Origin of the sequence: Afipia sp. Root123D2, assembly GCF_001425835.1 — a bacterium.
GTDB lineage: Bacteria > Pseudomonadota > Alphaproteobacteria > Rhizobiales > Xanthobacteraceae > Afipia.
Window position 1 is genome coordinate 481598 of sequence record NZ_LMDP01000002.1, and the last position, 23638, is coordinate 505235.

Below are 23638 nucleotides of genomic sequence, written 5' to 3' on the forward strand. Positions count from 1 at the left end.
TCCTTTTAGGCAATCGACCGTCAGATGAACAAGCCCGGACCGCTCACCGCCAAGCCGTTGTCGACTCTTTTGGGTGCGACGATCAACGATGCCTTCGCCAAGCAGGGCTTCGCTTCGCGCGAACTGGTGACGCGCTGGGCCGAGATCGCCGGCCCCGAGATTGCCGCCCATTCCGAACCGTTGAAGCTCCAGTGGCTGCGTCCGGTCGAAGGCCAGCCGCAGGAGCCCGCAACCCTGATCCTGCGGGTCGAAGGACCGATGGCGCTGGAAATCCAGCACATGTCGAGCGTCATCCTTGATCGGGTCAATCGGTTTTTCGGATGGAGCGCGGTCGGCAAGCTGGCGCTGCGGCAGGCCCCGCTGTCCCGCCGCCCGGTGCGGAAAACGGTCAAACCGCCCGACCCCGCCGCAGTCGCCAGGGAAGCCGAACAGCTCGAGGCGATCGCGGATGAAGATTTGCGGACCGCGCTGGCGCGGCTCGGCGCCTCGATCAAGCGAAATTGAGCCTTTGAGCCTGTCGCGAGCGGCCGAAATCGCGGCCTGCCATTGCCACAATTATCGTTTCAAGCTAGCCAGACACGCCGACGCGCAGCAAGATCGACCAGCCGCGACGCGCGGGCCGACCTTTATTTCCGGAGCAGTCAGTTGAACATCACGCGCCGCACCTTCACGCAAGCCCTCACTCTCACAGGCTTTGCCGCCGCCATCGGCATTTCACCCTGGCGCCTGTTCACGGAAGCCAGCGCCCAGACCGCCGTGGAGATCGCCAAGCCAAGCTCGCTCGGTGACATGGCGCTCGGCCCGAAGGACGCGACCGTCACCGTCATCGAATACGCCTCGATGACCTGCCCGCACTGCGCCGCCTTCACCCGCGAGGTGTTTCCGCAGTTGAAGAAAGAATACATCGACACCGGCAAGGTCCGGTTCATCTTCCGCGAATTTCCGCTCGATCAGGCCGCGCTGGCCGCATCGGCACTGGCGCGCTGCGTCGCCAAGGACGATTCCAAAAAATACTTCACGCTCATCGATATCATCTTCAAGCAGCAGAACGATCTCGCCACCGATCCATTCGCGACCATCACGCGCATCGGCAAGCAGGCCGGTTTCAGCGAGCAGATGATCAAGGCCTGCGTTCAGGACGACCCGAAGATCCAGAAGGGCATTCTCGACGACCGGCAGTACGCCAACGAAAAGCTCAAGGTGAATTCGACACCGAGCTTCTTCGTCAACGGCACCCTGGTCAAAGGCGAGACCTCGTTCGACGCCTTCAAGAAGATGATCGACCCGCTGCTCAAGAGCTAAGCCTCTTCCGGCGCGCGACCGCCTCCGATCAGACATCAGCCATACGGGTTCCATCGCCGCAGCCACCCGGGCGCATGGAACAGGCACGCAAAAGCTGTTGAAAAGTCGCGCCAAATCCGCTTCTAAAAGCCCGAAAAGCCTTGGGAAAAGCCGCTTTGAGCGGTTGCCCTCGGCGCGCGGCCTCGCCATTGTCCGGCCTGATGGGACGCGGTCCGCGACTCACCGACAAGGTGTATCGTCAGTTATGGCGTTGCCCCGGTGGAACTTCGACCGCCGGCCAAGAGAGTACCGATTACATGAAACTGACGCGTCTTCGCCTTCATGGATTCAAGTCGTTCGTTGAACCGACCGATTTCGTCATCGAGCCGGGCCTGACCGGTGTCGTCGGGCCGAACGGCTGCGGCAAATCCAATCTGGTGGAAGCGCTGCGCTGGGCGATGGGCGAAACCTCGTACAAATCGCTGCGCGCCGCCGACATGGATGCGGTGATCTTCGCAGGCTCGGGCAACCGTCCGTCGCGCAACCACGCCGAAGTGGTGATGACCATCGACAACACGGATCGGTCTGCGCCTTCGGCGGTGAATGATCAGGAAATCCTCGAAGTCTCGCGCCGCATCGAGCGCGAGGCCGGCTCGGTCTATCGCATCAACGGCCGCGACGTCCGCGCGCGCGATGTGCAGATCCTGTTCGCCGACGCCGCCACCGGCGCGCGCTCCCCCGCTCTCGTCCACCAGGGCAAGATCGGTGAAATCATCCAGGCCAAGCCCGAGCAACGCCGCCGCGTGCTGGAAGATGCCGCCGGCGTCGCCGGTCTTCATGCCCGGCGTCACGAGGCCGAACTCCGTCTCAAGGCCGCCGAGACCAACCTCACCCGCGTCGAGGACGTGATCGGGCAGCTGGCCGGACAGATCGACGGCTTGAAGCGCCAGGCCCGGCAAGCGATCCGCTTCCGCGAAGTCGCCGCCAAGGTCCGCAAGGCCGAGGCGACGCTGTTTCATCTGCGCTGGCTGCAGGCCCACGCTGACGTCGCCGATGCCGGCAAAACCCACGACCTCACCGTGCGCGAGATGGCGGAGCGCACCCGCGAGCAGGCCGAGGCCGCCCGCATCCAGGCGATCCGCGCCTCCGAACTGCCGGCGTTGCGTGACAACGAAGCGCGCGCCGCCGCCGGATTGCAGCGCCTGACCAATGCGCGGGAACTGCTCGACCGGGAGGAAGAGCGCGCCAAGGAGCGCGTTGCCGAACTCGATCGCCGCCTGACCCAGTTCACCGCCGACATCGAGCGCGAACAACGGCAGATGTCCGATGCCGACGTCGCACTGGAGCGCCTCGATTCCGAAGACGCCATCCTGAAGGAAGAGATCAAGTCGCGCGTCGAAAAGCGCAGCGGCAGCGAGGAGCGTGTCGCCGAGGCCGAAGAGACGCTGGCCGCCGCCGAGCGCACCTTCTCCGAACTGACCACCGCGCTCGCCGATCTGACCGCCAAGCGCACCCAGTTCGAAGCCAACGTCCGCAGCCATCGCGATCGGCTGTCCCGCATCGAGCAAGAGATCGCGCGCGTCGAAGGCGATCAGGCGAGACTTGATGCCGAAACCGGCAGCCTCGGTGATCTCGAAGTTCTCGCCGGCGCGATGGAAGCGGCACAGGAACAGGTTGTGGAAGCCGAGGCTGTCGCGCAGACCAGCGAAGCCACCCATGTCGCCGCCCGTGCCAGGCTCGAAGCCTCGCGCGCACCGGTGGTCGAAGCCGACAAGCGGGTGCAGCGGCTGGAAACCGAAGCCAAGACGATCTCCAAACTCGTCAACGGCGAAACAAAGAACCTGTGGCCGCCGATCATCGATGGCGTCCACGTCGCCAAGGGCTATGAAAAAGCGCTGGGCGCCGCACTCGGCGATGAACTCGACGCGCCGGTCGATGCAAGCGCACCGATGCGCTGGACCGCGCTTGGCGTTCTCGATGGCGATCCGGCGTTGCCGGACGGTGTCGAATCCCTCGCCAGCCATGTCGAGGCGCCGCCGGAACTGGCGCGCGGTCTCGCGCAGATCGGCGTCGTCAGCCGCGACCGTGGCGGTGAACTCGTCTCGCAGCTCAAGACCGGCCAGCGGCTGGTTTCGGTCGAGGGCGATCTGTGGCGCTGGGACGGCTTCGTCGCCGGCGCCCATGCACCGACCGGCGCGGCACGCCGCCTTGCCGAGCGCGCCCGCCTCGTCGACATCGAGGCAGAGCTCGAGCAGGCCCGTAGCGATGCCGCCGCCAAGCGTCAGGCGCTGGAAACCGCCGACGCCGAGCTGAAAGTCGCAGCCGCAGCCGAAAGCGCTGCACGCGACGCCACCCGCAATTCGCAGCGCGAAGCGAACGCCGCGCGCGAACGTCATGCCGCCGCCGAGCGCGAGATCAACCGTCACGCTTCGCGGCGCTCGGCGCTGGTCGAAGCCCACACCCGCCTCACCGCAGACCGCACCGAGGCCCATTCCGCGCATGAGATGGCGGTGGAGGCGGTCGCCGAACTGCCGCCGAGCGACGAGATCGATGCCCGGCTCGCCACCGCGCGAACCGATATGGAAGATCGCCGCCGTCTCGCGGCGCAGGCCCGCGCCGAGGCGCAGGCGCTGGCGCGCGAAGCCGAACTCGCCGATCGCCGCGTTCAGGCTATCCTCTCCGAGCGCGCCGAATGGCAGGGCCGCAAGGAAAACGGCGCCGCGCAGATTGCCACCATCGAAACCCGCGTCGGCGAAGTGAAGGCCGAGCGCGCTGAGCTCGACAACGCGCCGGCGCTGTTCGCGGAAAAGCGCCGCGCTCTGATCAGCGAACTGGAAACGGCCGAAGCGGCCCGCCGCACCGCCGCCGACACACTCGCCACTGCCGAAGCGGCAATGGCGGAGACCGACCGTGAGGCTCGTGCCTCGCTCGAGGCGCTGTCGGCCGCGCGCGAAGCAACCGCCCGCGCCGAAGAGCGCATGGAAGCGACCAAGCGCCGCATCGAGGACATCGAGCGCGAAATCCGCGACATCCTCGAAGTCGAGCCTCAAGCGGTCGCGGCAATCGCCGAGATCAAGCCGGAGACGGAATTGCCGCCGGTTGCCGACATCGAGGCCGATCTCGAAAAGCTGCGCCGCGACCGCGAGCGACTCGGTGCCGTCAACCTGCGGGCCGAGGAAGAGCTCCGCGAGGTCGAAACCCAGCACACCACGCTGACCACCGAGCGCGACGACCTCGTTGAAGCAATCAAGCGGCTGCGCCAGGGTATCCAGAGCCTGAACAAGGAAGCCCGCGAACGCCTGCTGACCTCCTTCGAGGTGGTCAACACCCACTTCAAGCGGCTGTTCACCGAACTGTTCGGCGGCGGCGAGGCCGAACTGCAACTGATCGAAAGCGACGACCCGCTCGAAGCCGGTCTTGAGATCATCGCCAAGCCGCCCGGCAAGAAGCCGCAGACGCTCTCGCTGCTCTCCGGCGGCGAGCAGGCCTTGACGGCGCTGGCGCTGATCTTCGCGGTGTTCCTCACCAACCCGTCGCCCATCTGCGTGCTGGACGAAGTCGACGCGCCGCTCGACGATCACAACGTCGAACGGTTCTGCAACCTGCTGCACGAGATGACCGGCTCGACCGAGACCCGCTTCATCATCATCACGCACAATCCGATCACCATGGCGCGGATGAACCGCCTGTTCGGCGTCACCATGGCCGAGCGTGGCGTGTCGCAGCTCGTCTCTGTCGATCTCGACGGCGCGATGAAGGTGCTTGACCAAAACGTGGCGTAGAGACGACACATGCTCCACCACAGATGTCATCCCCGCGAAGGCGGGGATCCATAGCCACCGGCGCTTGAGTTTGAGCCGTTGCCGGAAGGCTTCTTGCGACAGTCACGACTCAGGGATTATGGGTCCCCGCCTTCGCGGGGACGACGTAGTATGCTGCCATGCCGACCTTTGCCCTGCCATCCGAACTGAAAGCCGCTCTCGACCGCAAGATCGAAGGGCTGTCCCGTAACGACGCCGCGCGACGGGCGGTTACGATATCGAACACCTACCGCAGCGGCGGCACCTCAGCGCCGATCCGCACCGAAGCCGACGCGCTGGCCTACGCGCTGGCGCGGATGCCGGCGACCTTTGCCGCCACGGCTGCCTGCCTTCACGCCCTGCAGGACCAACAGCCTGACTTCATGCCGCGCAGCCTGCTCGATGTCGGCGCCGGTCCCGGCACCGCGACATGGGCCGCGGCAGAGGCTTTCTCCTCCATTGATGCATTCAATCTGCTTGACGCCAATGCGGCGCTCCGCGCGCTGGCGGTCGACCTCGTCGCGGAGAGCCATCGTCTCAATTCCATTCGCTACGGCCAGGGCGATGCGTCTCAACTGATCGCCGGCGCGGATAGCGCGGACCTCGTCATCGCGAGTTACGTCATCAACGAACTCAATGATGCCGCACGCGATACACTCGCCGATCTGATGTGGACGAAGACACGCGACACAGTCGTGGTGATCGAGCCCGGCACGCCCGCGGGTTACGCCAGGATCATCGCGCTGCGTGCGCGTCTCATCGCTCAAGGCGCCCATGTCGTCGCGCCCTGCCCGCACGACAATGCCTGTCCGCTGGAAGCACCCGACTGGTGCCACTTCGTGCAGCGCCTGCCCCGCTCAAGAGCGCATAAACACCTCAAGGGCGCAGACCTTCCGTTCGAAGACGAGAAATTCTCGTACGTCGTGCTGTCGCGCACGGCGCCGGACGCGCGGCCATCGCGCGTGCTCGCGCAGCCGGCATTAACCAAGATCGCCGTCACGGCGAAAGTCTGTACCCCACAAGGGGTTGAGCGTGTCACCGCCCCGCACCGCGACAAGGCATTCTACGCACGCGCACGGCGATGGAATTGGGGCGATGCGATCGCCGAAGGTTCTGCGGAATAATCCTTCTGCCATGGAGTTCTCTCCAATGACGCGCGTGCGTCACGAGTTTCCATCGGGAGTAACCTCTATGACAAAATCGAAAACGCTCGCCGCCGTCGCGGCATTCACCATCCTCGCCTCGGCCGTCGCGCTGGCCCAGGCCGCCGCCCCTGCCAAGGTCGCCGATACCTCCAAGGGCAAGACTTATGTCGATTCGAAGGGCATGAGCCTTTACACCTTCGACAAGGATTCCGCCGGCAAGTCCGCCTGCAACGGCCCATGCGCCGAGAACTGGCCGCCGCTGATGGCGTCCGCCGACGCCAAGGCCGCCGGTGACTGGACCGTCGTCACCCGCGACGACGGCAAGAAGATGTGGGCCTACAAGGGCAAGCCGCTCTACACCTTCAAGAAGGACACCAAGGCCGGCGACGTGAACGGCGATGGCTTCCTCAACGGCGCGTGGCACCTCGCCAAGCCATAACCGGTTGCACAGCCCGGCTTCCTTGTCCCTCACCGCTCGCGGCGAGGGACAAGGAAGAAAGCTGACAATTTCTCCATAAATCATCCAGACCCTTGAACCTCATCGCCTTGAGGGCGACCTATTCCAGAACGCACCCGCAGCGCGGCCCCTGCCGCACGGCGCATTTATCGTTTACGGTGCGGCGGTCCGTTGTCCCTCAAGGAGTTTCCCCATGTCGACCGGCTGGATTGTCCTCGGCGTCATCGTCGTGCTCGTTCTTTTTTTGTTTGCCGCCTACAACCGTCTCGTCGCGCTGTCGCAGCGCGTCAATCAGGCCTTCGCCGACATCGACGTGCAGCTCAAGCAGCGTCATGACCTGATCCCCAACCTGGTCGAGACCGTGAAGGGGTATGCCTCGCACGAACGCGGCACACTCGACGACGTGGTGAAAGCCCGCAACGCCGCGATGTCGGCACAGGGACCGGCACAGGTATCGGCTGCCGAAAACCAGCTCAGCGGCGCACTCGGACGGCTGATCGCACTGTCGGAGGCCTACCCGGATCTCAAAGCCAACACCAACTTCCAGCAGTTGCAGACCGAACTTTCCGACATCGAGAACAAGCTCGCCGCCAGCCGCCGCTTCTTCAACAATGCGGTTCAGGAATACAACACCGGCATCCAGCAGATGCCAGCCGCGCTGTTCGCCGGCATGCTCGGCTTCACCCACAAGGACTTCTTCGATCTCGGCGAAAGCCGCGGACAACTCGAACAGGCGCCGGCGGTCAAGTTCTGACCGCCCGGTTCTGACAGGCACAGCGAACCCCGGCAGGGCAGCGCATCATGGCCGCGTACGGTCTCTATACGCACATCGCCTCGAACAAGACCCGTTCGGTGCTGCTGCTCGCCGGGCTGTTCCTGCTGGTCTACGTCATGGTGTTCGCCGGTGCGCTGATCGGCGAAGCCGTGACCGACGGCGGCAGGACGGCTGACTATTACATCCAGGCGGCATCCTACGATTTTCTCAAGGCCCTGCCCTTCGCGACCATCGGCGCCGCGCTGTGGATCGTGATTGCCTATTTTTTCCACCAATCGATCATCGATGCGGTGACCGGCGGCCACGACGTCACCCGGCAGGAGCAGCCGCGGCTCTATAACCTGCTCGAAAATCTCTGCATCTCGCGCGGCATCCCGATGCCGAAGCTCAAGATCATGGACGACGACGCGCTCAACGCGTTCGCCACCGGCCTCAACCGGCGACAATATTCAATCACTGTGACCACAGGCCTGCTCAACGCGCTCAACGATCAGGAGATCGAAGCCGTGCTGGGTCACGAACTGACCCACATCCGCAACGGCGACGTGCAGCTCATGGTGGTCGCCGTGATCATCGCCGGCGTGATCGGTTTTTTTGCCGAATTGTTCTTCCGGATTTTCTTCAACTCCGGAATGCGCTTCGGCGGCGGACGGTCATCATCGTCCGACAGTGACCGCAAAAGCGGCGGCGCCATCGTGGTCGTGCTGCTGGCGGTGGCGTTGATCGGGCTGGCCTGGGGCCTGTCTCTGGTGGTGCGGTTCGCGCTGTCGCGCTCGCGCGAGTTCCTGGCGGATGCCGGTTCGGTCGAACTGACCAAGAACCCGGATGCCATGATCTCCGCGCTGCGCAAGATCGAGGGTCACGGCGAGTTGCCGGGTGCGACCTCGGCGGTGATGGAAATGTGCATCGATAACCCGCGCGAGGGCTTCGCCGACCTGTTCGCGACCCACCCCTCGGTCGATTCGCGGGTGAAGGCACTGGTGGAATATGCCGGGGGCCGCGATCCCGGGCCGCTTCCGCTGCCGTCGCAGCCGGTGGACGGCAATCCCGGCGATTTGCCGCAAAACTGGCCGGCCGGCCCCTGGTCGGGACAGGCGGGCCCGTGGGGCGGTTCCACCTCGCCGTCCAATGCGCCAACCGACCCGGTTGCTGGCCCACTGACCGACCCGCATACTGGTCCCTGGGGCAGACGGTAAGCCCCTAATCTGTTAACGAAATCGTCGGATTCTCGCCCGGACCAGTGTCAAGAATTGAATTATCCCTCGATTCTGCCATGGTCCGGCGGGAATAGAGACCGGCCGCGTGAACGGGTTCATGCGGGCGGCGCGTAAAGGGGCACCATGGCGAAGCCAGCGGTTATTGTGGTCGGCGCGGACAAGGGCGGGGTCGGCAAGACCACCGTGTCACGCACCGTTCTCGACTATTTCAGTGCAAACAACATTCCGACCCGGGCGTTCGACACCGAGTCGCCGCGCGGCACGCTGAAGCGCTTTCATCCCGACATCACCGAAATCGTCGATGTGACCTCCACATCCGACCAGATGAAAATCTTCGATACGCTGAATTCGGCGAACTCCACGGTCACCGTGATCGACGTCCGCGCCGGACTGCTGTCGCCTACCCTCGCCTCGCTGCGCGACATCGGCTTCCTCGACGCTGCGCGCTCCGGCCAGATCACTTTCGCCGTGTTCCACATCCTCGGCCCGTCGATCGCCTCGCTCGACGAGATCGCCGAAACCGCCAACTTCATGGACGGCGCGAAATATTTCCTGGTGAAGAACTTCATCAACAACACCAGCTTCTTCGAGTGGGATCAGGCGACCTACAATTCGTATTTCCACCGCATCAAGAACGCGACCGAGATCACGATTCCGAAGCTCAACGAAATGGCCTACGAGCAGGTCGAAGTCGCCTCGGTGCCGTTCCTGAAGTTCGTCGCCAACAAGGGCACGTCCGGCGAGTCGGCGAACTATTCGTTCGTGCTACGCGGCTACGTCCGCCACTGGCTCGGCAATGTCTGGGGCGAGTTCGACCGCATCAAGCTCACCGACATCGTCGGCAGCAAGGACAAGGGCGCAACCCGCCCCTCGACCAGCGAGCAATGACGGCGCGCCCACGCGGCTAGAACTTTTGCTTCTGATGAAATCAGACGCGAAGCTCTGGCTTTTTGTGTTGACGCGTTTTCTTCACGCGAACCGGTTTCCATTTCGCTCGAAAACGCTGTAGCTGGCATCCGATGCGACGCACTCCTGTTTATATCGCCTGCTCCCCGCGCCCCGGCGTCGGCAAAACCCTGATCGCACGGCTGCTGACCGAATTTCAGAAGCTGCAAAAAGGGGCGGTCACGGCGTTTGACATCAACCTGCGCGAACCCTCGCTGCTCGACTATCAACCGCGCCATACGGAGACGGCGGAAATCTCCGACACTCACGGCCAGATGGTGTTGATGGACCGGCTGATCGTGAACGACGGCATTCCCAAGATCGTCGACCTCGGTTTCCACGCCTTCGATGACTTCTTCAAGATGATCGACGAGATCGGCTTCATGAAGGAAGCCGATCGGCGCAACGTCGATCCGATCGTGCTTTTCATTCCCGATGCCACGCGGCCGTCGTCGCAGGCATGGACCATGCTGCGCACGACATTTCCGCGGCGCGCGCTGATTCCGGTCAACAACGAGCATGTGCTGTGGGGCGAGACCCTGCCGATGTTCACCGAGGTGCGATCGCTGAAGGTTGCCGCGCTGCCGGCATTCCTGAAATCGATTGTCGGACGAACGACGTTTTCGTTCACCGATTATCTGCGCTCGACCAAGGACAATTCATCCGAGCTGCATCAGTGGATTCGCGCGAATTATCTTCATTTCCGCGAGATCGAACTGAACTTGATGCTGCACAAATTGTGAGCGATCTCAGTAGTAGATGCTTCCCGGAATGCCGCCGCCCGCAGCAACCGCATCGCCATTGATCGCGATCGATTTCGGAGACGCTAAAAACGTCACGACATGGGCGACTTCCTCCGCCGTGACGAGATGGCGGATGACATTGAGATTATTCATCGCCGTCGCTCGGTCCGCTGTCCGGTGCTGGCGCGCCACGCGATAACGCCGGGAGTCTTTTCCGTCCGAGTCAGGCCGGGATGCACGCACGTCACATTGATGCCGTGCGGGCCGAGTTCATCGGCGAGGTTCTTCGTGAGCGCCGCGACGCCGACATTGCGGATGCTGCCGACGGTGGAACCGGTCTGCCGCGCGCCAAGTCCGCTGATGTTGATTATGCGTCCCCAGCCCTGCTTCATCATGACCGGCGCGATCTCTCGCGCCATGCGCAAATAGCCCATCACCTTGACGTTGACGTCGCTCCAGAACATGTCGTCGGTGATCTCGCTGAGCGACGGCGGCTTGGACTGTCCACTGGGCTGTGCCGCGCTGTTCACCAGCACGTCGATCCGCCCGAAATCCTTGAGGATCGCGGCCACCGCCGCACGCACAGCGTCATCCTTGCCGGTATCGGCGGCGTAAGCCTGAACCTTGCGTCCTGTCTCACCAGCCAATGATTGCGCCGTCTCGCGCGCTGCCGTGATGTCGCGTCCGATGATAGCGACATCCATACCCTCTTGCGCGAGCGATCGCGCAATCGCCTTGCCGATGCCGCGCGTGCCGCCGGTAACGACCGCTATCTTGCCTTTGAGCTCGAGATCCATCGCAGCCTTTCAATGCCCATCAAATGTCATCAGCGTCCGCACAGGCACATCCATCGCCCGCAGTTTCGCCGCGCCGCCAAGGTCCGGCAGGTCGATGATGAAACACGCCGCGATCACATCGGCGCCGATCTTGCGCAACAGCTTCACTGCGCCTTCGGCGGTGCCGCCGGTGGCGATCAGATCGTCGATCAGGATGACGCGCTCGCCGGGCTGGATGGCATCGGCGTGCATTTCCATTTCATCCAGACCGTATTCCAGCGAGTACGCAATCCGCACCGTGGTGTGCGGCAGCTTGCCCTTCTTGCGGATCGGGACGAAGCCGGCCGAGAGCTGATGCGCCACCGCGCCGCCGAGGATAAATCCGCGCGCCTCGATGCCCGCGACCTGATCGACCTTCGATCCTGCCCATGGCTGCACCAGTTCATCCACCGCACGGCGGAACGCCCGCGCGTTGCCGAGCAGCGTGGTGATGTCGCGGAACAGAATGCCGGGCTTGGGATAGTCCGGAATGGTGCGGACGGCAGCCTTCAGGTCGGTTTCAAGGTTCATCGCTTGCTTCAAGGCTCTCAGTTGGTTGGTTGTCCGAGGCGGAACGCGTTCTCGACAATCCGCAAACCGACATCGCCTTCCAGCGACATCAATGACTCGGGGTGAAACTGTACGCCGCCGACCGGCAGCGTCTTGTGTTCGATCGCCATCGCGATGCCGTCCTCGGTACTGGCCGTCACCTCAAGCACATCGGGCATACCCTTGCGGTCGACATAGAGCGAATGATAGCGGCCGATGACGATTTCGTTCGGCAGGCTGCGCATCAGCGTGCCGCCGCGGACCTGCACCCGCGACGGACGGCCATGCGCCGGCTGTTCGAGCTGGCCGAGATGGCCGCCGAAATATTCGCCGATCGCCTGCACGCCGAGGCAAACGCCGAACACCGGAAGCTTCTTCTTGAGCGCCGCATCGATAAAATTGGCGATGCCGAAATCCTCCGGCCGGCCGGGACCGGGCGACAGCACCAGCAGATCGTACTTGTTCTTTTCCAGCACATCGAGCGCGTGGGTGTGCCGGGTCACGCTGACATCGGCGCCAACCTGACGGAAGTAATCCGCCAGCATGTGCACGAAGGAATCGTCATGATCGATCAGCAGCACCTTTTTGCCGGAGCCGGTCGAATCCGGCGCGAAGGCCGACAGCGGCTTCGGCGGATCGCCGCGCAGCGCCTGAAACAGCGCCGCTGCCTTGGTCTGACATTCCTTCTCTTCGGCGACCGGATCTGAATCGAACAGCAGCGTCGCGCCGACACGAACTTCGGCAAGGCCGTCCTTCATGCGGATGGTGCGGATCGTGAGGCCGGTGTTGATGCTGCCGTCGAAACCGACATAGCCCAGCGCGCCGGCGTACCAGCGCCGCGACGAGCGCTCGTTGTCCTCGACGAACTGCATCGCCCACAATTTCGGCGCGCCCGTCACTGTCACCGCCCAGCAGTGGGTCAGGAAGCCGTCAAGCGCGTCGAAGCCCGGACGCAACATGCCCTCGACGTGGTCGACGGTATGAAACAGCTTTGAATAGGTCTCGATCTGCCGCCGCGCCAGCACCTTGATCGAACCCGGCACACAGACGCGCGCCTTGTCGTTGCGGTCGACGTCGGTGCACATGTTGAGCTCGAACTCATCTTTCTGCGAGTTCAGCAGCTCCTGAATCTGCTTGGCGTCGCCGATAGCGTCGGCGCCGCGTGCAATCGTACCGGAAATCGGACAGGTCTCGACCCGCCGCCCGTCCGAGCGCACGAACATTTCCGGCGACGCTGAGACGAGGAATTCACCCTCGCCGAGATTGATCAACGCGCCGTAAGGCGACGGATTGATCCGGCACAGACGCTGGAACACTTCCGCCGGTGTGCGCTCGCATGGCTCCGCGAACAATTGTCCCGGCACCGCCTCGAACAGATCGCCGCGCGCGAACGCCTTGCGCGCATTCTCCACCGTCGCCTGATAGACGCCGGGCGCATGATCGGCGAAACCCTGGCGCGGCGTTTTGGCGTAGACGCTATCCGGCGTCTCGCGATCGAGCCCCTTCGTCGATACGCCATTAAAGGCAAAATCGTAGCTCAGGATGACGCCGCGTCCGGTCGCGCGGTCATAGGCCAGGATGCGATCGGGAATATAGAGCACGATGTCGCGCTGGTCATCTTCGCGGGCGCGCTTCTGCTTCAGATCTTCGATCTGGAACACCAGATCGTAGGCGAACGCACCGTAAAGGCCGAGCATCGGATCGTTCGACGATCCCAGCGCGGCAATGATGTCGCGCACCAGCGACATGATCGAGGCGCGCCGCGTGCGCTGGTCTTCCTCGACTGGCGCAGCACCACGAACAATATGGCCCGTGATCTCGGTCGGCGTCGTCCCGGTGATAGTCACACAGGGCTCGTTCAGGGTGGCGGCAAGGAACGCCACCAGCACCTTGCCGCGCGTATTCAGCGCGGAGATGGTGAAACTGGTCTCGCGCGATTCCAGCCGCAGCGGCGGATCGGCAAATCCGAGATCGAAGCTCTCGTAGCGCCCCGGCACGGTGGTACCCGACGACAGCACCACGCCGCGGCGGCTGTCGAGCCGCTCGATCAGCTTGTCGAGCGCGGCGCCACCGGTAAAAGCTTCGGCCGTGCGCGACACATCGAGGCCGCGCGCAGTGCGATAATCCTCATGCGGGGGAAGCGAAAAAACCGTCCTGTTCATCTGATCCTCTTACGAAACTTGGGTGAGGAACGCCACACAGGACAAACAAGCAAAAGGCCGTCGCTCTGCGATGACGGCCTCGACGATTGCTGAGAAATGGAATCGCACCGGCCACCTTCAGGAGGTGGGCCACCAGAGTCGCGCTGGGCGGGCGATAATCATGGCGGGCAAATCATCACCCGGCGAGTGTGATGTCAAGGGACTTCGCGGCCCGGACAAGCGGTGTTTTGCACATTCCTGCAAATGCCATCCTGCAAAGACCTTATCCAAGGCCCATGTCCGTTGCGCCCGGGCCGATCCGGATTAAACTGCGCCCGGTTCACTGTCGGGAGAGAAATGATGACGTTTGCAGTCACAAGCAGCAGCTTCAAGGATGGCGACTATCTGGGCAAGGACCACATTCTGTCGTCGGATTTCGGCTTCGGCTGTGCAGGCGGCAACAAGTCCCCCCAATTGAGCTGGTCAGGCGCACCCGCCGGCACCAAGAGTTTCGCCGTGACCTGCTATGACCCCGATGCGCCCACCGGCAGCGGCTTCTGGCACTGGGTCGCGATCAACATACCACCCTCGGTGACCGAGCTTGCGCTCGGCGCCGGCAGCGCGGGCGGTACCCTGCCCGCAGGCACCTTGCAGACGCGTACCGATTTCGGCGCGCCGGGCTATGGCGGCCCCTGCCCGCCGGAAGGGGATCATCCGCATCGCTATCTGTTCACCGTCCATGCGGTCGGGATCGACAAACTCAGCGCGACCGCCGACACCTCGGCGGCGGTGATCGGTTTTCAGCTTCATTTCAACACGCTGGCGAAAGCCGCGATCATGGGGCTGTTCAAGCGCTGAGGCGAAAGCACCGGCAAACACAAAAGGCTCCCGCGCGGGAGCCTTTTTCAATTCCAGATCGGTTCAATTCCAGATCGATTTCTCTCCAAGTCAGCGCAACCGCGCGATGGCCTTCTGCAAATCCCGCTTGTATTGCAGGAAATCGACGAAGATGCCGTGATCGCCGCGACTTTTGTCGACGGGCGCCGAATGCCACGCTGTGATCTCGCGGCGGAACGTCTCCGCCGCGCTCCGTTTGTCGTCCTTCGCCTTGAGATAGGCCGCAATCAGATCAGTCTGCAGCGCGCGGCCGGGCCAGCCGACACCTGCCCCCTCAAGCAGACCGGCGACGAACAGGCCGTTATCCTTCGCGGGAAAGACATTCAGGAACAGCTTCGGTGCGCGCCTGTCGCGCTGCCAGTCGAGCGGATCGAGATCAGCGAGAAACGGAAACGTGATCTCATAGCCGGTCGCAAGCAGCACCAGATCCACCTCATCTTCGCGACCGTCGGCAAATACGACGCTATTGCCGCGAAATTCCTTGATCGGCTTGCGCAAGGCGACATCGCCCTGCCCTAGATGCTGCAGCACCAGCGAATTGACGATCGGTGTCCTGTCGTAAAGACGATGCGTCGGCTTCGGCAATCCGAAGCGTTCCGGCGGGCCGACCAGAAAGCGCAGGATCGGCTCATGCAGCCACGAACGCAGGTTTTTCGGAATCACGAAACGCTTCGGCTTGTGGTTGCCCTCGTCGGCGGGCTTTCCGGCCAGAAATTTCGGCACGAAGTAATTGCCGCCGCGCACGCTCCACAGCACCTGCTTGGCGCGATGAATGGCATCGACGACGATGTCGCAGCCGGTGTTGCCCATGCCGACCACCAGCACGCGCTTGCCCTCGAAAATATCCGCGGTCTTGTAGTTCTTGGCGTGCATCACCGTGCCACTGAAATCGCCGGGGATTTTCGGCAGCAGCGGATCGCTGAGATGACCGTTGGCGATGATGACGTTGGTGTAATCGTGCGACGAACCATCGCTGAACGTTGCGCGCCAGCCTTGGCCCTGCGGTTCGAGTGCACGCACCTCGGTGTTGAAGCGCACCAGCGGATAGAGGTCGAAGTGTTTCGCGAACGCCTTGAAATATTCGCCGACCTGAACGTGGCTCGGATAAGCCGGCCAGTCCTCCGGCATCGGAAAATCAGCAAACGCCGTGGTGCGCTTCGACGAGATCAGATGGGTCGAGGCATAGACCGCGCTCGGCGGCGCGCCATAGAGCCACTGGCCGCCGACATCGGCGTTGCGCTCGACGGCTTCGACCGGCAAGCCCGCCTCCTTGAGGCTTTTCACTGCCGCCAGACCCGCAGGCCCCATGCCGATGACCAGCGTCGTCATGCGTCCAGCTCCGGGCGGCCGGCGCGATAGCGCTCGAACACTTCAAGCGCATTGAATTGGGGCGTGAAGCCGAATTCGGTTTTCAATTTGTGATTGGCCAGCACCGGCCGATACTGGATGAACTTGACGTGCCCCGGCCCGAGCCTGGTGAGGCGCAGCGATTTCAGCAGCCACAACGCGGCTTTGAGCAATCCCGGCGGGATCGGCAGATAGAGCTTGTGGTTGAGGCCCGCGATTTCGCGCAGGCTCAACATGCCGTCGCTGGACAGATTGTAGATGCCGGGCTTCGGTTGCCGCACCGCCTGCACCAGCGCCGCGACGACATCGCTGTCGGCGATCAGGGAGAACGGCGTCGGAGTGCCGGTCAGCCCCATCACCACCGGGCGCTCGAACATTGCGGTGATCTGGTTGTTGGTCGTCGGTCCCAGTACCGTGCATGGCCGGAACACGGTCTGCGCCAGATGCGGATGAAGGTCGTGCCACTCGGCCAGCATTTCCTCGACCTCGCGCTTGTTGCGCGCATAAGGGAAATCGACGTTGCCGCGCAGCGGATCGTCCTCGTTCAGCGGCACCGGGTTGTCGGCGTGGTAGCCGTAAGCCGCGCCGCTTGACGTGACGATGACATGCTCGACGCCGGACTCGAGTGACGCCTCCAGCACGTTCTTGGTACCAAGCACGTCGATTTCCCAATCGCGCTGCGGATCGCCGCCGACGGCGACGACCGAGGCCAGATGCACCACCGTGCGCGGCTTGTAGCGAGCGAAAATCTCTTTGAGCACCGGATCGCGGATGTCAGCCGTCACATAGGTCACGCCCGCGAGACGATCCTGCGGCGCGACCTTGCGTACATCGAGCGCAACGACGCGTTCGTGCCCCTCGCCCTCGCGCGCCAGTTCGGCGACCAGCGCGCTGCCGATGAAGCCGGCCGCACCGGTGACCAGAACGCCGCCGTTGAGGGTCTCGATCGCGTTCATGCTGCCGTGTCCGACATTGTCTTGTGCAATTTGGGATCGGGATCGCGGCGTTTCCACCATGCCGCCAGTGCCCATCCGGAAATCAGGTGCCAGACACCCCATCCCGCCGCAACCAGTGCCGCGCCGCCAAGGCCGTCGAACTGATTGAGGATCAGCGCTAGGCCGAGACCGGAATTGTGCATGCTGACTTCAACAGTCAGCGCACGGGTATCGTAGTCGCTCAATCGCAGCACGCGGGCGACGCCCCAGCCGATGCCGATCGCGATCAGGTTATGCAGCACGACGAACGGCAGCGCCGATCGCAGGAACACGCTCAAATAGCGGGCATTGGAGAGCGTCGCACCGGCAATGAACACCACGAGAAACAGGAACGACATGATTTGCAGCGGCCGTCGCAGCTTGTCGGCGAGCCGCGGCCAGTAGCGCACCGTCGCCATGCCCGCGATCATCGGCAGGCCGAGGATCAGCACAATCGAGCCGAGAAACGACACCGGCTCGATGCTGACCTGCCGCAACAGCGCCGCGGTGGCGGGATTGAGCGAGGCCCAGAACAGGATGTTGAGCGGCGTGGTCACCACCGCCAGCATGCTCGATATCCCGGTCATGCTGACCGACAGCGCGGTGTTGCCCCTCGCCATATGGGTGATGAGGTTGGAGATGTTGCCGCCGGGACAGGCCGCCACCACCATCATGCCGAGCGCGATGCTGGGCTGCGGCTTGAGCAGCATGGTGATCGCCCATGTCACGGCGGGGAGGATCAGCAACTGCCCGACGAGACCGGAGATCGGCGCCAGCGGCTTGCTGAACACCTCGACGAAGTCATCCACCCGCAGATCGAGCGCGACGCCGTAGATGATCAGCGCCAGCACGCCGCCGAGCACCAGTTGCCCGGTCGGATTGATGTTCAGAAGAATATCGTCGACCGGTCCGCCCGCCATTGCCCCGCCCCCGCTACCGCAAGGTTAAGGCATGAACCGAAAAAGAAGAAAGCAGTTTTGGCGGGCGCACTACAGTCCCGCTGCACAGAGGCCCGGCGACAGCAAAAAGGCCCCGAAACGGGCCTTTCGCAAATCGTCGATGCCTGACGGATCAATGAGCGTTGGCCCAGACCTTCTTCTTCGTGAAGTACAGAAGAAGCGACAGGGCGATCAGGAACACCATCACCTGCAGACCAAGCCGCTTGCGCGCCTCGAGATGCGGCTCGGCGGTCCACATCAGGAACGCCGAGACGTCCTGCGCGTACTGCTTCACCGTCGCCGGCGAACCGTCATCGTAGGTCACCTGACCGTCGCTGAGCGGCGGCGGCATCTTGATGGCGTGGCCGGGGAAGATCTTGTTGTAGTGCGAGCCTTCCGGCAGCGTGAAGCCGGCTGGCGCCTTTTCCTCGTAGCCCTGCAGTAGCGCGTCGATGTAGTTCGGGCCCTTCTCCTGGAACTGCGTGAAGGCGTCGAACACGAACTGCGGGAAACCGCGCTCATAGCCGCGCGCCTTGGCGATCAGCGACAGGTCCGGCGGATGCGCGCCGCCGTTGGAGGCTCGTGCGGCCTGCTCGTTCGGGAATGGCGACGGGAAGTAGTCCGCCGGCCGGCCGGCGCGCTCGAACATCTCACCCTTGTCGTTCGGGCCGTCCTGGACCTTGTAGTCCGAGGCGAATGCCGCCGCCTGCGCCGCCGAATAGCCAGGGCCGCCGGGATCGGCGAGGTTGCGGAAAGCCACCAGCTCCAGCGAGTGGCACGCCGAGCAGACTTCCTTGTAGACCTTGAGGCCGCGCTGCAACTGCGCCTGGTCGAACTTTCCGAACGGGCCGGCGAACGACCAGTTCAGCGACGGTGGCTTGGCGCCGTGGTCAGCCGCGCTGGCGTTGTTCATGCCGCCGAGCATCAGCGTTCCACCGACCGCGAGCGCGATCAGAGCCGACACCACCGGCTTGCCCGATTTGGCCAGCACGTCTTCGGCGATCGAGTTCGGCAGCGGCCGCGCCTTCTCGATCCGGCTGAGCAGCGGCAGCACGATCAGGAAATACGCGAAATAGCAGAACGTCAGGATGCGTCCGGCGATCACGTAGATGCCTTCCGGCGGCTGGGCGCCGAGATAGCCGAGGCCGATACACACGACGACGAAAATCCAGAAGAACTGCTTGGCGAGCGGACGATACTTCGACGAGCGGGTCTTGGCGCTGTCGAGCCACGGCAGGAACGCCAGCACGACGATCGCACCGAACATCGCGATGACGCCGCCGAGCTTGCTCGGGATCGAACGCAGGATCGCGTAGAACGGCAGGTAGTACCATTCAGGGACGATGTGCGCCGGGGTCACGGCCGGGTTGGCCTGGATGTAGTTGTCCGGATCGCCGAGGTAGTTCGGGATGTAGAAAATGAACCAGGCGAAGAACAGCAGGAAGCAGGACATGCCGAAGGCGTCCTTGAGGGTCGCGTACGGCGTGAACGGCACGGTGTCCTTCTCGGTCTTCGGTTCGACGCCGGCCGGATTGTTCTGGCCCGCGACGTGCAGCGCCCAGACGTGCAGGACGACGACGCCCGCGATCACGAACGGCAGCAGGTAGTGCAGAGAGAAGAAGCGGTTCAGCGTCGGGTTGCCGACCGAATAGCCGCCCCATAGCAGCGTCACGATGCTGTCGCCGACCCACGGAATGGCCGAGAACAGGTTGGTGATGACGGTGGCGCCCCAGAAGCTCATCTGGCCCCACGGCAGCACGTAGCCCATGAAGCCGGTTGCCATCATCAGCAGGTAAATGATGACGCCGAGAATCCAGAGAACCTCGCGCGGCTCCTTGTACGACCCGTAATAGAGGCCGCGGAACATGTGGATGTAGACGGCGATGAAGAACATCGACGCGCCGTTGGAGTGGATGTAGCGCAGCAGCCAGCCGTAGTTGACGTCGCGGACGATCAGTTCAACCGACTTGAAGGCCAAGTCGACATGCGGCGTGTAGTGCATCGCGAGGATGACGCCGGTGATGATCTGCACCACGAGCATCATCGAAAGGATGGCGCCGAACGTCCACCAGTAGTTGAGATTGCGCGGCGTCGGATAGGCGACGAACGATGAATGAATCAGGCCGCCGATGGGCAGGCGCCGCTCGATCCACTTCAAGGCTGGATTTTGCGGGTTGTAGTTGGATGGTCCGCTCATGATGCGATCCTGAAAATATGAAGGCGACTGGCGTCAGCCGATTTTGATCTTGGTGTCGGAGGTGAAGGCGTAAGGCGGCACAGCCAGGTTGAGCGGCGCGGGCCCCTGACGGATGCGGCCGGACGAGTCGTACTGCGAGCCGTGGCACGGGCAGAAGAAGCCGTCGTAATTGCCTTCATGCGCGATCGGGATGCAGCCGAGGTGGGTGCAGATGCCGATCACCACCAGCCACTGGTCGTGGCCTTCCTTGACGCGGGCCTGATCGGTCTGCGGATCGGGCAGGCTCGACACGTTGACCGCGCGCGCCTCTTCGATCTGCTTCTTGGTGCGGTTCATGATGTAGATCGGCTTGCCGCGCCAGAACACCTTGATGTCCTGTCCTTCGGCGATCGGCGCGAGATCGACATCGATCGGCGCACCGGCCGCGATGGTCGAGGCGTCCGGGTTCATCTGGGAGATCAGCGGCCAGGCCACAGCCGCCGCGCCAACTGCGGCGACGGCTCCGGTGGCGACATAAAGGAAATCACGGCGTGTCGGATCAGCCGAGGAGGAGGACGTCACTTGAAAACCCTTTCCGAACTGCAGCCGAGGCGGCCTCCCCGGGGGTACGCTCTGGAAGCGCCCGGTTCGACCGCCGGTCCCGCGAGCCTCGCGGTGGCAGAAACGATCACTTGTCCTACTCAACCGGGCGGAACATGCGATCTAGAATCGATCTATTGGCACCCTTGCCGGAAGAGCGCAAGCCCGCTATCGGCTCTCTTTCGTGCGACGCGCAAAAACCACACAAGGCAAAGATTTTTCGCGACATTTTGCCGGGTCGAAAGGGCCGTTCCGGAATGCGTATTGCTCTCTTCCAGCCGGATATTCCACAGAATACCGGAACGATTCTCAGGCTCTGCGCATGCCTGGGCGTCGAGGCCCACATCATCGAGCCGGCGGGTTTTCCGGTCAGCGACCGGCATTTTCGCCGGGCTGGAATGGACTACCTCGATCATGTGACAATCTCCCGCCATGACTCCTGGACCAGGTTCGAGGAATGGCGGGCTGGCGACGGTGGGCGGCTCATCGTATTTCCGACAAAAGCGGCCCGTTCCTACCTCGATCACAGCTATCAGGACGACGATATCCTGCTGTTCGGGCGTGAAAGCGCAGGCGTGACGGCGGAGGTGGTGGAAGCCGCCGACCAGCGGCTGGTCATTCCCATCGTACCCGGTATGCGCTCGCTCAATGTGGCCATGACGGTGGCCATGGCGCTAGGTGAGGCCTTGCGGCAGACCGGCGGGGCGACAGGCAACGCCAGCGGACTCCGCCACAACGCGGTAAAATAATCCCGAAACACCTGCGGGGACGGACGATTGAGCTACGCGGTCAAGGAAATCTTTCTGACGCTTCAAGGCGAAGGCGCCCATGCCGGGCGCGCGTCGGCGTTCTGTCGTTTCGCCGGCTGTAATCTGTGGACAGGCCGCGAACAGGACCGCGCCACCGCCACCTGCCAGTTTTGCGACACCGATTTCGTCGGCACCGACGGCACGCTCGGCGGACGCTACGTCTCGGCCGATGACCTGGCCGAGACCATCGCCGCACAGTGGACCGGCGGCGACAATCGCTATGTCGTGCTGACCGGTGGCGAGCCGATGCTGCAAATCGACGCTGCGCTGATCGACGCGCTCCATGCCCGCCATTTCACCATCGCGGTCGAGACCAACGGCACCATCGCGCCGCCGCCCGGTCTCGACTGGATCTGCGTGAGCCCAAAGGCCGGCGCGGATTTGATCGTGCGCAAAGGCCACGAACTCAAACTCGTTTATCCGCAAGCGAACGCTCTCCCCGAGCAATTTGCGGATCTCGATTTCGAACGGTTTTCATTGCAGCCGATGGACGGACCTGACATAGCGCAAAGCACCGAGCGCGCGATCGCGTACTGTCTTCGCCATCCACAATGGCGTCTCAGCATCCAGACGCACAAATCTCTTGGTATCAGGTAGGACCGGACAACCGCTGATGTGGGAATTGACGAAATCGTTCCGCTTCGAAGCCGCGCACGCGCTGCCGGGCACGACGCTGGGCGAAAGCAGCCAGGAAATTCACGGCCATTCGTTTCGCGCCGAAGTCACGGTGCGCGGCACGCCGGATCCGGCCACCGGCATGGTGATGGATCTCGGCATTCTGGAGCGCCGCATCAACGAGGTGCAGGCGACGCTCGACCATAAATTCCTCAACAAGATTGAGGCGCTTGGCGCCCCGACGCTGGAAAACCTGTCGCGCTTCATTTGGGAACGCGTGCAGGCTGCGGGACACGTGACTCGCGTCAGCGTTCATCGCGACAGTTGCAACGAAAGCTGTGCCTATTTCGGTCCCAACGCCGGATAAACCCATGGACAAAGCGACGATCGAGGCCCGCAAACAGCGCGCGCGCACGTGGTTCGAGACGCTGCGCGACGACATCTGCACATTGCTCGAGGCGCTCGAAGACGACGCGCCGGCCGACCTCCACGCCGGAGAAGCGGGACGGTTCGAGCGCACCGCATGGACGCGCACCGATCATTCCGGCGCACCCGGCGGCGGCGGCGTGATGTCGATCATGCGCGGACGGCTGTTCGAGAAGGTCGGCGTCCATTGCTCGACGGTGCATGGCGAATTCGCTCCGGAGTTTCGCGGACAGATTCCCGGCGCTGCCGACGATCCGCGGTTCTGGGCGTCGGGCATTTCGCTGATCGCACATCCGCGCAATCCGAACGTGCCGGCGGTTCACATGAACACCCGTTTCGTGGTGACGACCAAGGCGTGGTTCGGCGGCGGCGCCGATCTGACCCCGGTGCTGATGCGGCGTCGCTCGGATGAGGATTCCGACACGATCGCGTTCCACGCGGCGATGAAGACCGCCTGCGACGCCCACGCCACCATCGCGCCGTACGGCAAATACAAAAAATGGTGCGACGACTACTTCTACCTGCCCCACCGCAAGGAGGCCCGCGGCATCGGCGGGATTTTCTACGACTGGCTCGATTCCGGCGACTGGGACGCCGACCTCGCCTTTACCCAGGATGTCGGCCGGGCGTTCGCCGGAATTTATCCCGACATCGTCCGGCGGAACTTCAACGCATCGTGGACCGCACAGGACCGGGAGGAGCAGCTGGTCCGGCGCGGCCGCTACGTGGAATTCAACCTGCTCTACGACCGGGGCACCATTTTCGGCCTGAAAACCGGCGGAAACGTCGATTCCATCCTGTCGTCGATGCCGCCCGAGGTGAAGTGGCCCTGAGGGTGGTCAGCTTGCGAAAATGGTACTAAATTACCGAGGCACCTGTCACCGATTCAGCACACCTTGCAAAGATCGGCCGATCGGGAAGCCTCAAACCATACCCTTTGGTTGAGCACAGCCGACCCCTCCCTTAGTCTGCTGTCCATGGGCGCGGT

Annotated in this window: 23 protein-coding genes; 14 read left to right on the forward strand and 9 right to left on the reverse strand. The window is 63.3% G+C overall.

From position 1 onward, the window contains the following. Positions 1-24 precede the first annotated feature (24 nt). From ASC80_RS11400 to ASC80_RS11440, 9 genes are all read left to right on the forward strand, one after another. On the forward strand, positions 25-504 hold the full coding sequence (locus ASC80_RS11400; RefSeq protein WP_056296908.1) for a DUF721 domain-containing protein: 480 nt from the start codon (positions 25-27) through the stop codon (positions 502-504). Positions 505-645: 141 nt separating this feature from the next. After that, a complete protein-coding gene (locus tag ASC80_RS11405; protein WP_056296910.1) occupies positions 646-1302 on the forward strand; it encodes a DsbA family protein in 657 nt (218 codons plus the stop codon). 296 nt (positions 1303-1598) lie between these two features. Then, positions 1599-5063, forward strand: coding sequence for a chromosome segregation protein SMC (gene smc / locus ASC80_RS11410; RefSeq protein WP_056296913.1), 3465 nt, complete (start codon positions 1599-1601; stop codon positions 5061-5063). Positions 5064-5221: 158 nt separating this feature from the next. Further along, entirely contained in the window at positions 5222-6205 is a 984-nt protein-coding gene (locus ASC80_RS11415) for a small ribosomal subunit Rsm22 family protein (protein WP_056296916.1), read from the forward strand. 67 nt (positions 6206-6272) lie between these two features. Next, on the forward strand, positions 6273-6665 hold the full coding sequence (locus ASC80_RS11420; protein WP_056296917.1) for a COG4315 family predicted lipoprotein: 393 nt from the start codon (positions 6273-6275) through the stop codon (positions 6663-6665). Positions 6666-6876: 211 nt separating this feature from the next. After that, positions 6877-7437 carry a LemA family protein gene (locus ASC80_RS11425; RefSeq protein WP_056296918.1) on the forward strand — a complete coding sequence of 187 codons (561 nt, stop codon included), beginning with the start codon at positions 6877-6879 and terminating at the stop codon, positions 7435-7437. A 47-nt stretch (positions 7438-7484) separates the two neighbouring features. Then, complete coding sequence (locus tag ASC80_RS11430) at positions 7485-8654, forward strand: M48 family metallopeptidase (protein ID WP_056296921.1); 1170 nt, start codon at positions 7485-7487, stop codon at positions 8652-8654. A 144-nt stretch (positions 8655-8798) separates the two neighbouring features. Further along, the gene (locus tag ASC80_RS11435) at positions 8799-9563 is read left to right on the forward strand and encodes a P-loop NTPase family protein (RefSeq protein ID WP_056296924.1); all 765 of its coding nucleotides are present in this window, start codon (positions 8799-8801) and stop codon (positions 9561-9563) included. 131 nt (positions 9564-9694) lie between these two features. After that, positions 9695-10363, forward strand: coding sequence for a P-loop NTPase family protein (locus ASC80_RS11440; RefSeq protein ID WP_056296927.1), 669 nt, complete (start codon positions 9695-9697; stop codon positions 10361-10363). Between the two features lie 6 nt (positions 10364-10369). Here the strand turns inward: ASC80_RS11440 and ASC80_RS24405 are convergent, their stop codons facing one another. Genes ASC80_RS24405 through ASC80_RS11455 form a run of 4 tightly spaced genes read right to left on the reverse strand, consistent with a single transcriptional unit; the run spans position 10370 to position 13889 of the window. Further along, the gene (locus tag ASC80_RS24405; protein WP_244487253.1) at positions 10370-10516 is read right to left on the reverse strand and encodes a hypothetical protein; all 147 of its coding nucleotides are present in this window, start codon (positions 10514-10516) and stop codon (positions 10370-10372) included. Next, positions 10513-11160, reverse strand: coding sequence for an SDR family NAD(P)-dependent oxidoreductase (locus ASC80_RS11445; RefSeq protein WP_244487254.1), 648 nt, complete (start codon positions 11158-11160; stop codon positions 10513-10515). The genes ASC80_RS24405 and ASC80_RS11445 overlap by 4 nt, the downstream gene beginning before the upstream one ends. A gap of 9 nt (positions 11161-11169) precedes the next feature. Next, the gene (locus ASC80_RS11450) at positions 11170-11709 is read right to left on the reverse strand and encodes an adenine phosphoribosyltransferase (RefSeq protein WP_056298779.1); all 540 of its coding nucleotides are present in this window, start codon (positions 11707-11709) and stop codon (positions 11170-11172) included. A 17-nt stretch (positions 11710-11726) separates the two neighbouring features. Continuing rightward, positions 11727-13889: an anthranilate synthase component I gene (locus tag ASC80_RS11455; protein ID WP_056296928.1), complete on the reverse strand. Its 2163-nt coding sequence runs from the start codon at positions 13887-13889 to the stop codon at positions 11727-11729. Between the two features lie 339 nt (positions 13890-14228). On the opposite strand from ASC80_RS11455, the gene ASC80_RS11460 reads away from it, so the two are divergent. After that, positions 14229-14726, forward strand: a complete 498-nt coding sequence (locus tag ASC80_RS11460) for a YbhB/YbcL family Raf kinase inhibitor-like protein (protein WP_056298782.1) — start codon at positions 14229-14231, stop codon at positions 14724-14726. Between the two features lie 90 nt (positions 14727-14816). On the opposite strand, the gene ASC80_RS11465 is transcribed toward ASC80_RS11460, so the two are convergent. The 5 genes from ASC80_RS11465 to petA form a co-directional block, all read right to left on the reverse strand. Next, positions 14817-16094, reverse strand: a complete 1278-nt coding sequence (locus ASC80_RS11465) for a flavin-containing monooxygenase (protein WP_056296931.1) — start codon at positions 16092-16094, stop codon at positions 14817-14819. Next, a complete protein-coding gene (locus tag ASC80_RS11470; RefSeq protein WP_056296935.1) occupies positions 16091-17068 on the reverse strand; it encodes an SDR family oxidoreductase in 978 nt (325 codons plus the stop codon). Before ASC80_RS11470 ends, ASC80_RS11465 begins: the two co-directional genes overlap by 4 nt. After that, positions 17065-18006, reverse strand: a complete 942-nt coding sequence (locus ASC80_RS11475) for a bile acid:sodium symporter family protein (protein ID WP_056296937.1) — start codon at positions 18004-18006, stop codon at positions 17065-17067. Before ASC80_RS11475 ends, ASC80_RS11470 begins: the two co-directional genes overlap by 4 nt. A 151-nt stretch (positions 18007-18157) precedes the next feature. Next, on the reverse strand, positions 18158-20221 hold the full coding sequence (locus ASC80_RS11480) for a cytochrome c1 (protein WP_056296943.1): 2064 nt from the start codon (positions 20219-20221) through the stop codon (positions 18158-18160). A 33-nt stretch (positions 20222-20254) separates the two neighbouring features. Further along, positions 20255-20782 carry a ubiquinol-cytochrome c reductase iron-sulfur subunit gene (gene petA / locus ASC80_RS11485; RefSeq protein WP_056296946.1) on the reverse strand — a complete coding sequence of 176 codons (528 nt, stop codon included), beginning with the start codon at positions 20780-20782 and terminating at the stop codon, positions 20255-20257. A 275-nt stretch (positions 20783-21057) separates the two neighbouring features. Between petA and ASC80_RS11490 the strand changes: the two genes are divergently transcribed. Genes ASC80_RS11490 through hemF form a run of 4 tightly spaced genes read left to right on the forward strand, consistent with a single transcriptional unit; the run spans position 21058 to position 23483 of the window. Further along, complete coding sequence (locus ASC80_RS11490) at positions 21058-21549, forward strand: tRNA (cytidine(34)-2'-O)-methyltransferase (protein ID WP_056298785.1); 492 nt, start codon at positions 21058-21060, stop codon at positions 21547-21549. A 27-nt stretch (positions 21550-21576) separates the two neighbouring features. Then, the gene (gene queE, locus ASC80_RS11495) at positions 21577-22206 is read left to right on the forward strand and encodes a 7-carboxy-7-deazaguanine synthase (RefSeq protein WP_056296949.1); all 630 of its coding nucleotides are present in this window, start codon (positions 21577-21579) and stop codon (positions 22204-22206) included. A 16-nt stretch (positions 22207-22222) separates the two neighbouring features. Next, positions 22223-22591 carry a 6-pyruvoyl trahydropterin synthase family protein gene (locus ASC80_RS11500; RefSeq protein ID WP_056296951.1) on the forward strand — a complete coding sequence of 123 codons (369 nt, stop codon included), beginning with the start codon at positions 22223-22225 and terminating at the stop codon, positions 22589-22591. Between the two features lie 4 nt (positions 22592-22595). Continuing rightward, the gene (gene hemF, locus ASC80_RS11505) at positions 22596-23483 is read left to right on the forward strand and encodes an oxygen-dependent coproporphyrinogen oxidase (RefSeq protein WP_056296954.1); all 888 of its coding nucleotides are present in this window, start codon (positions 22596-22598) and stop codon (positions 23481-23483) included. The last annotated feature ends 155 nt before the right edge of the window (positions 23484-23638 follow it).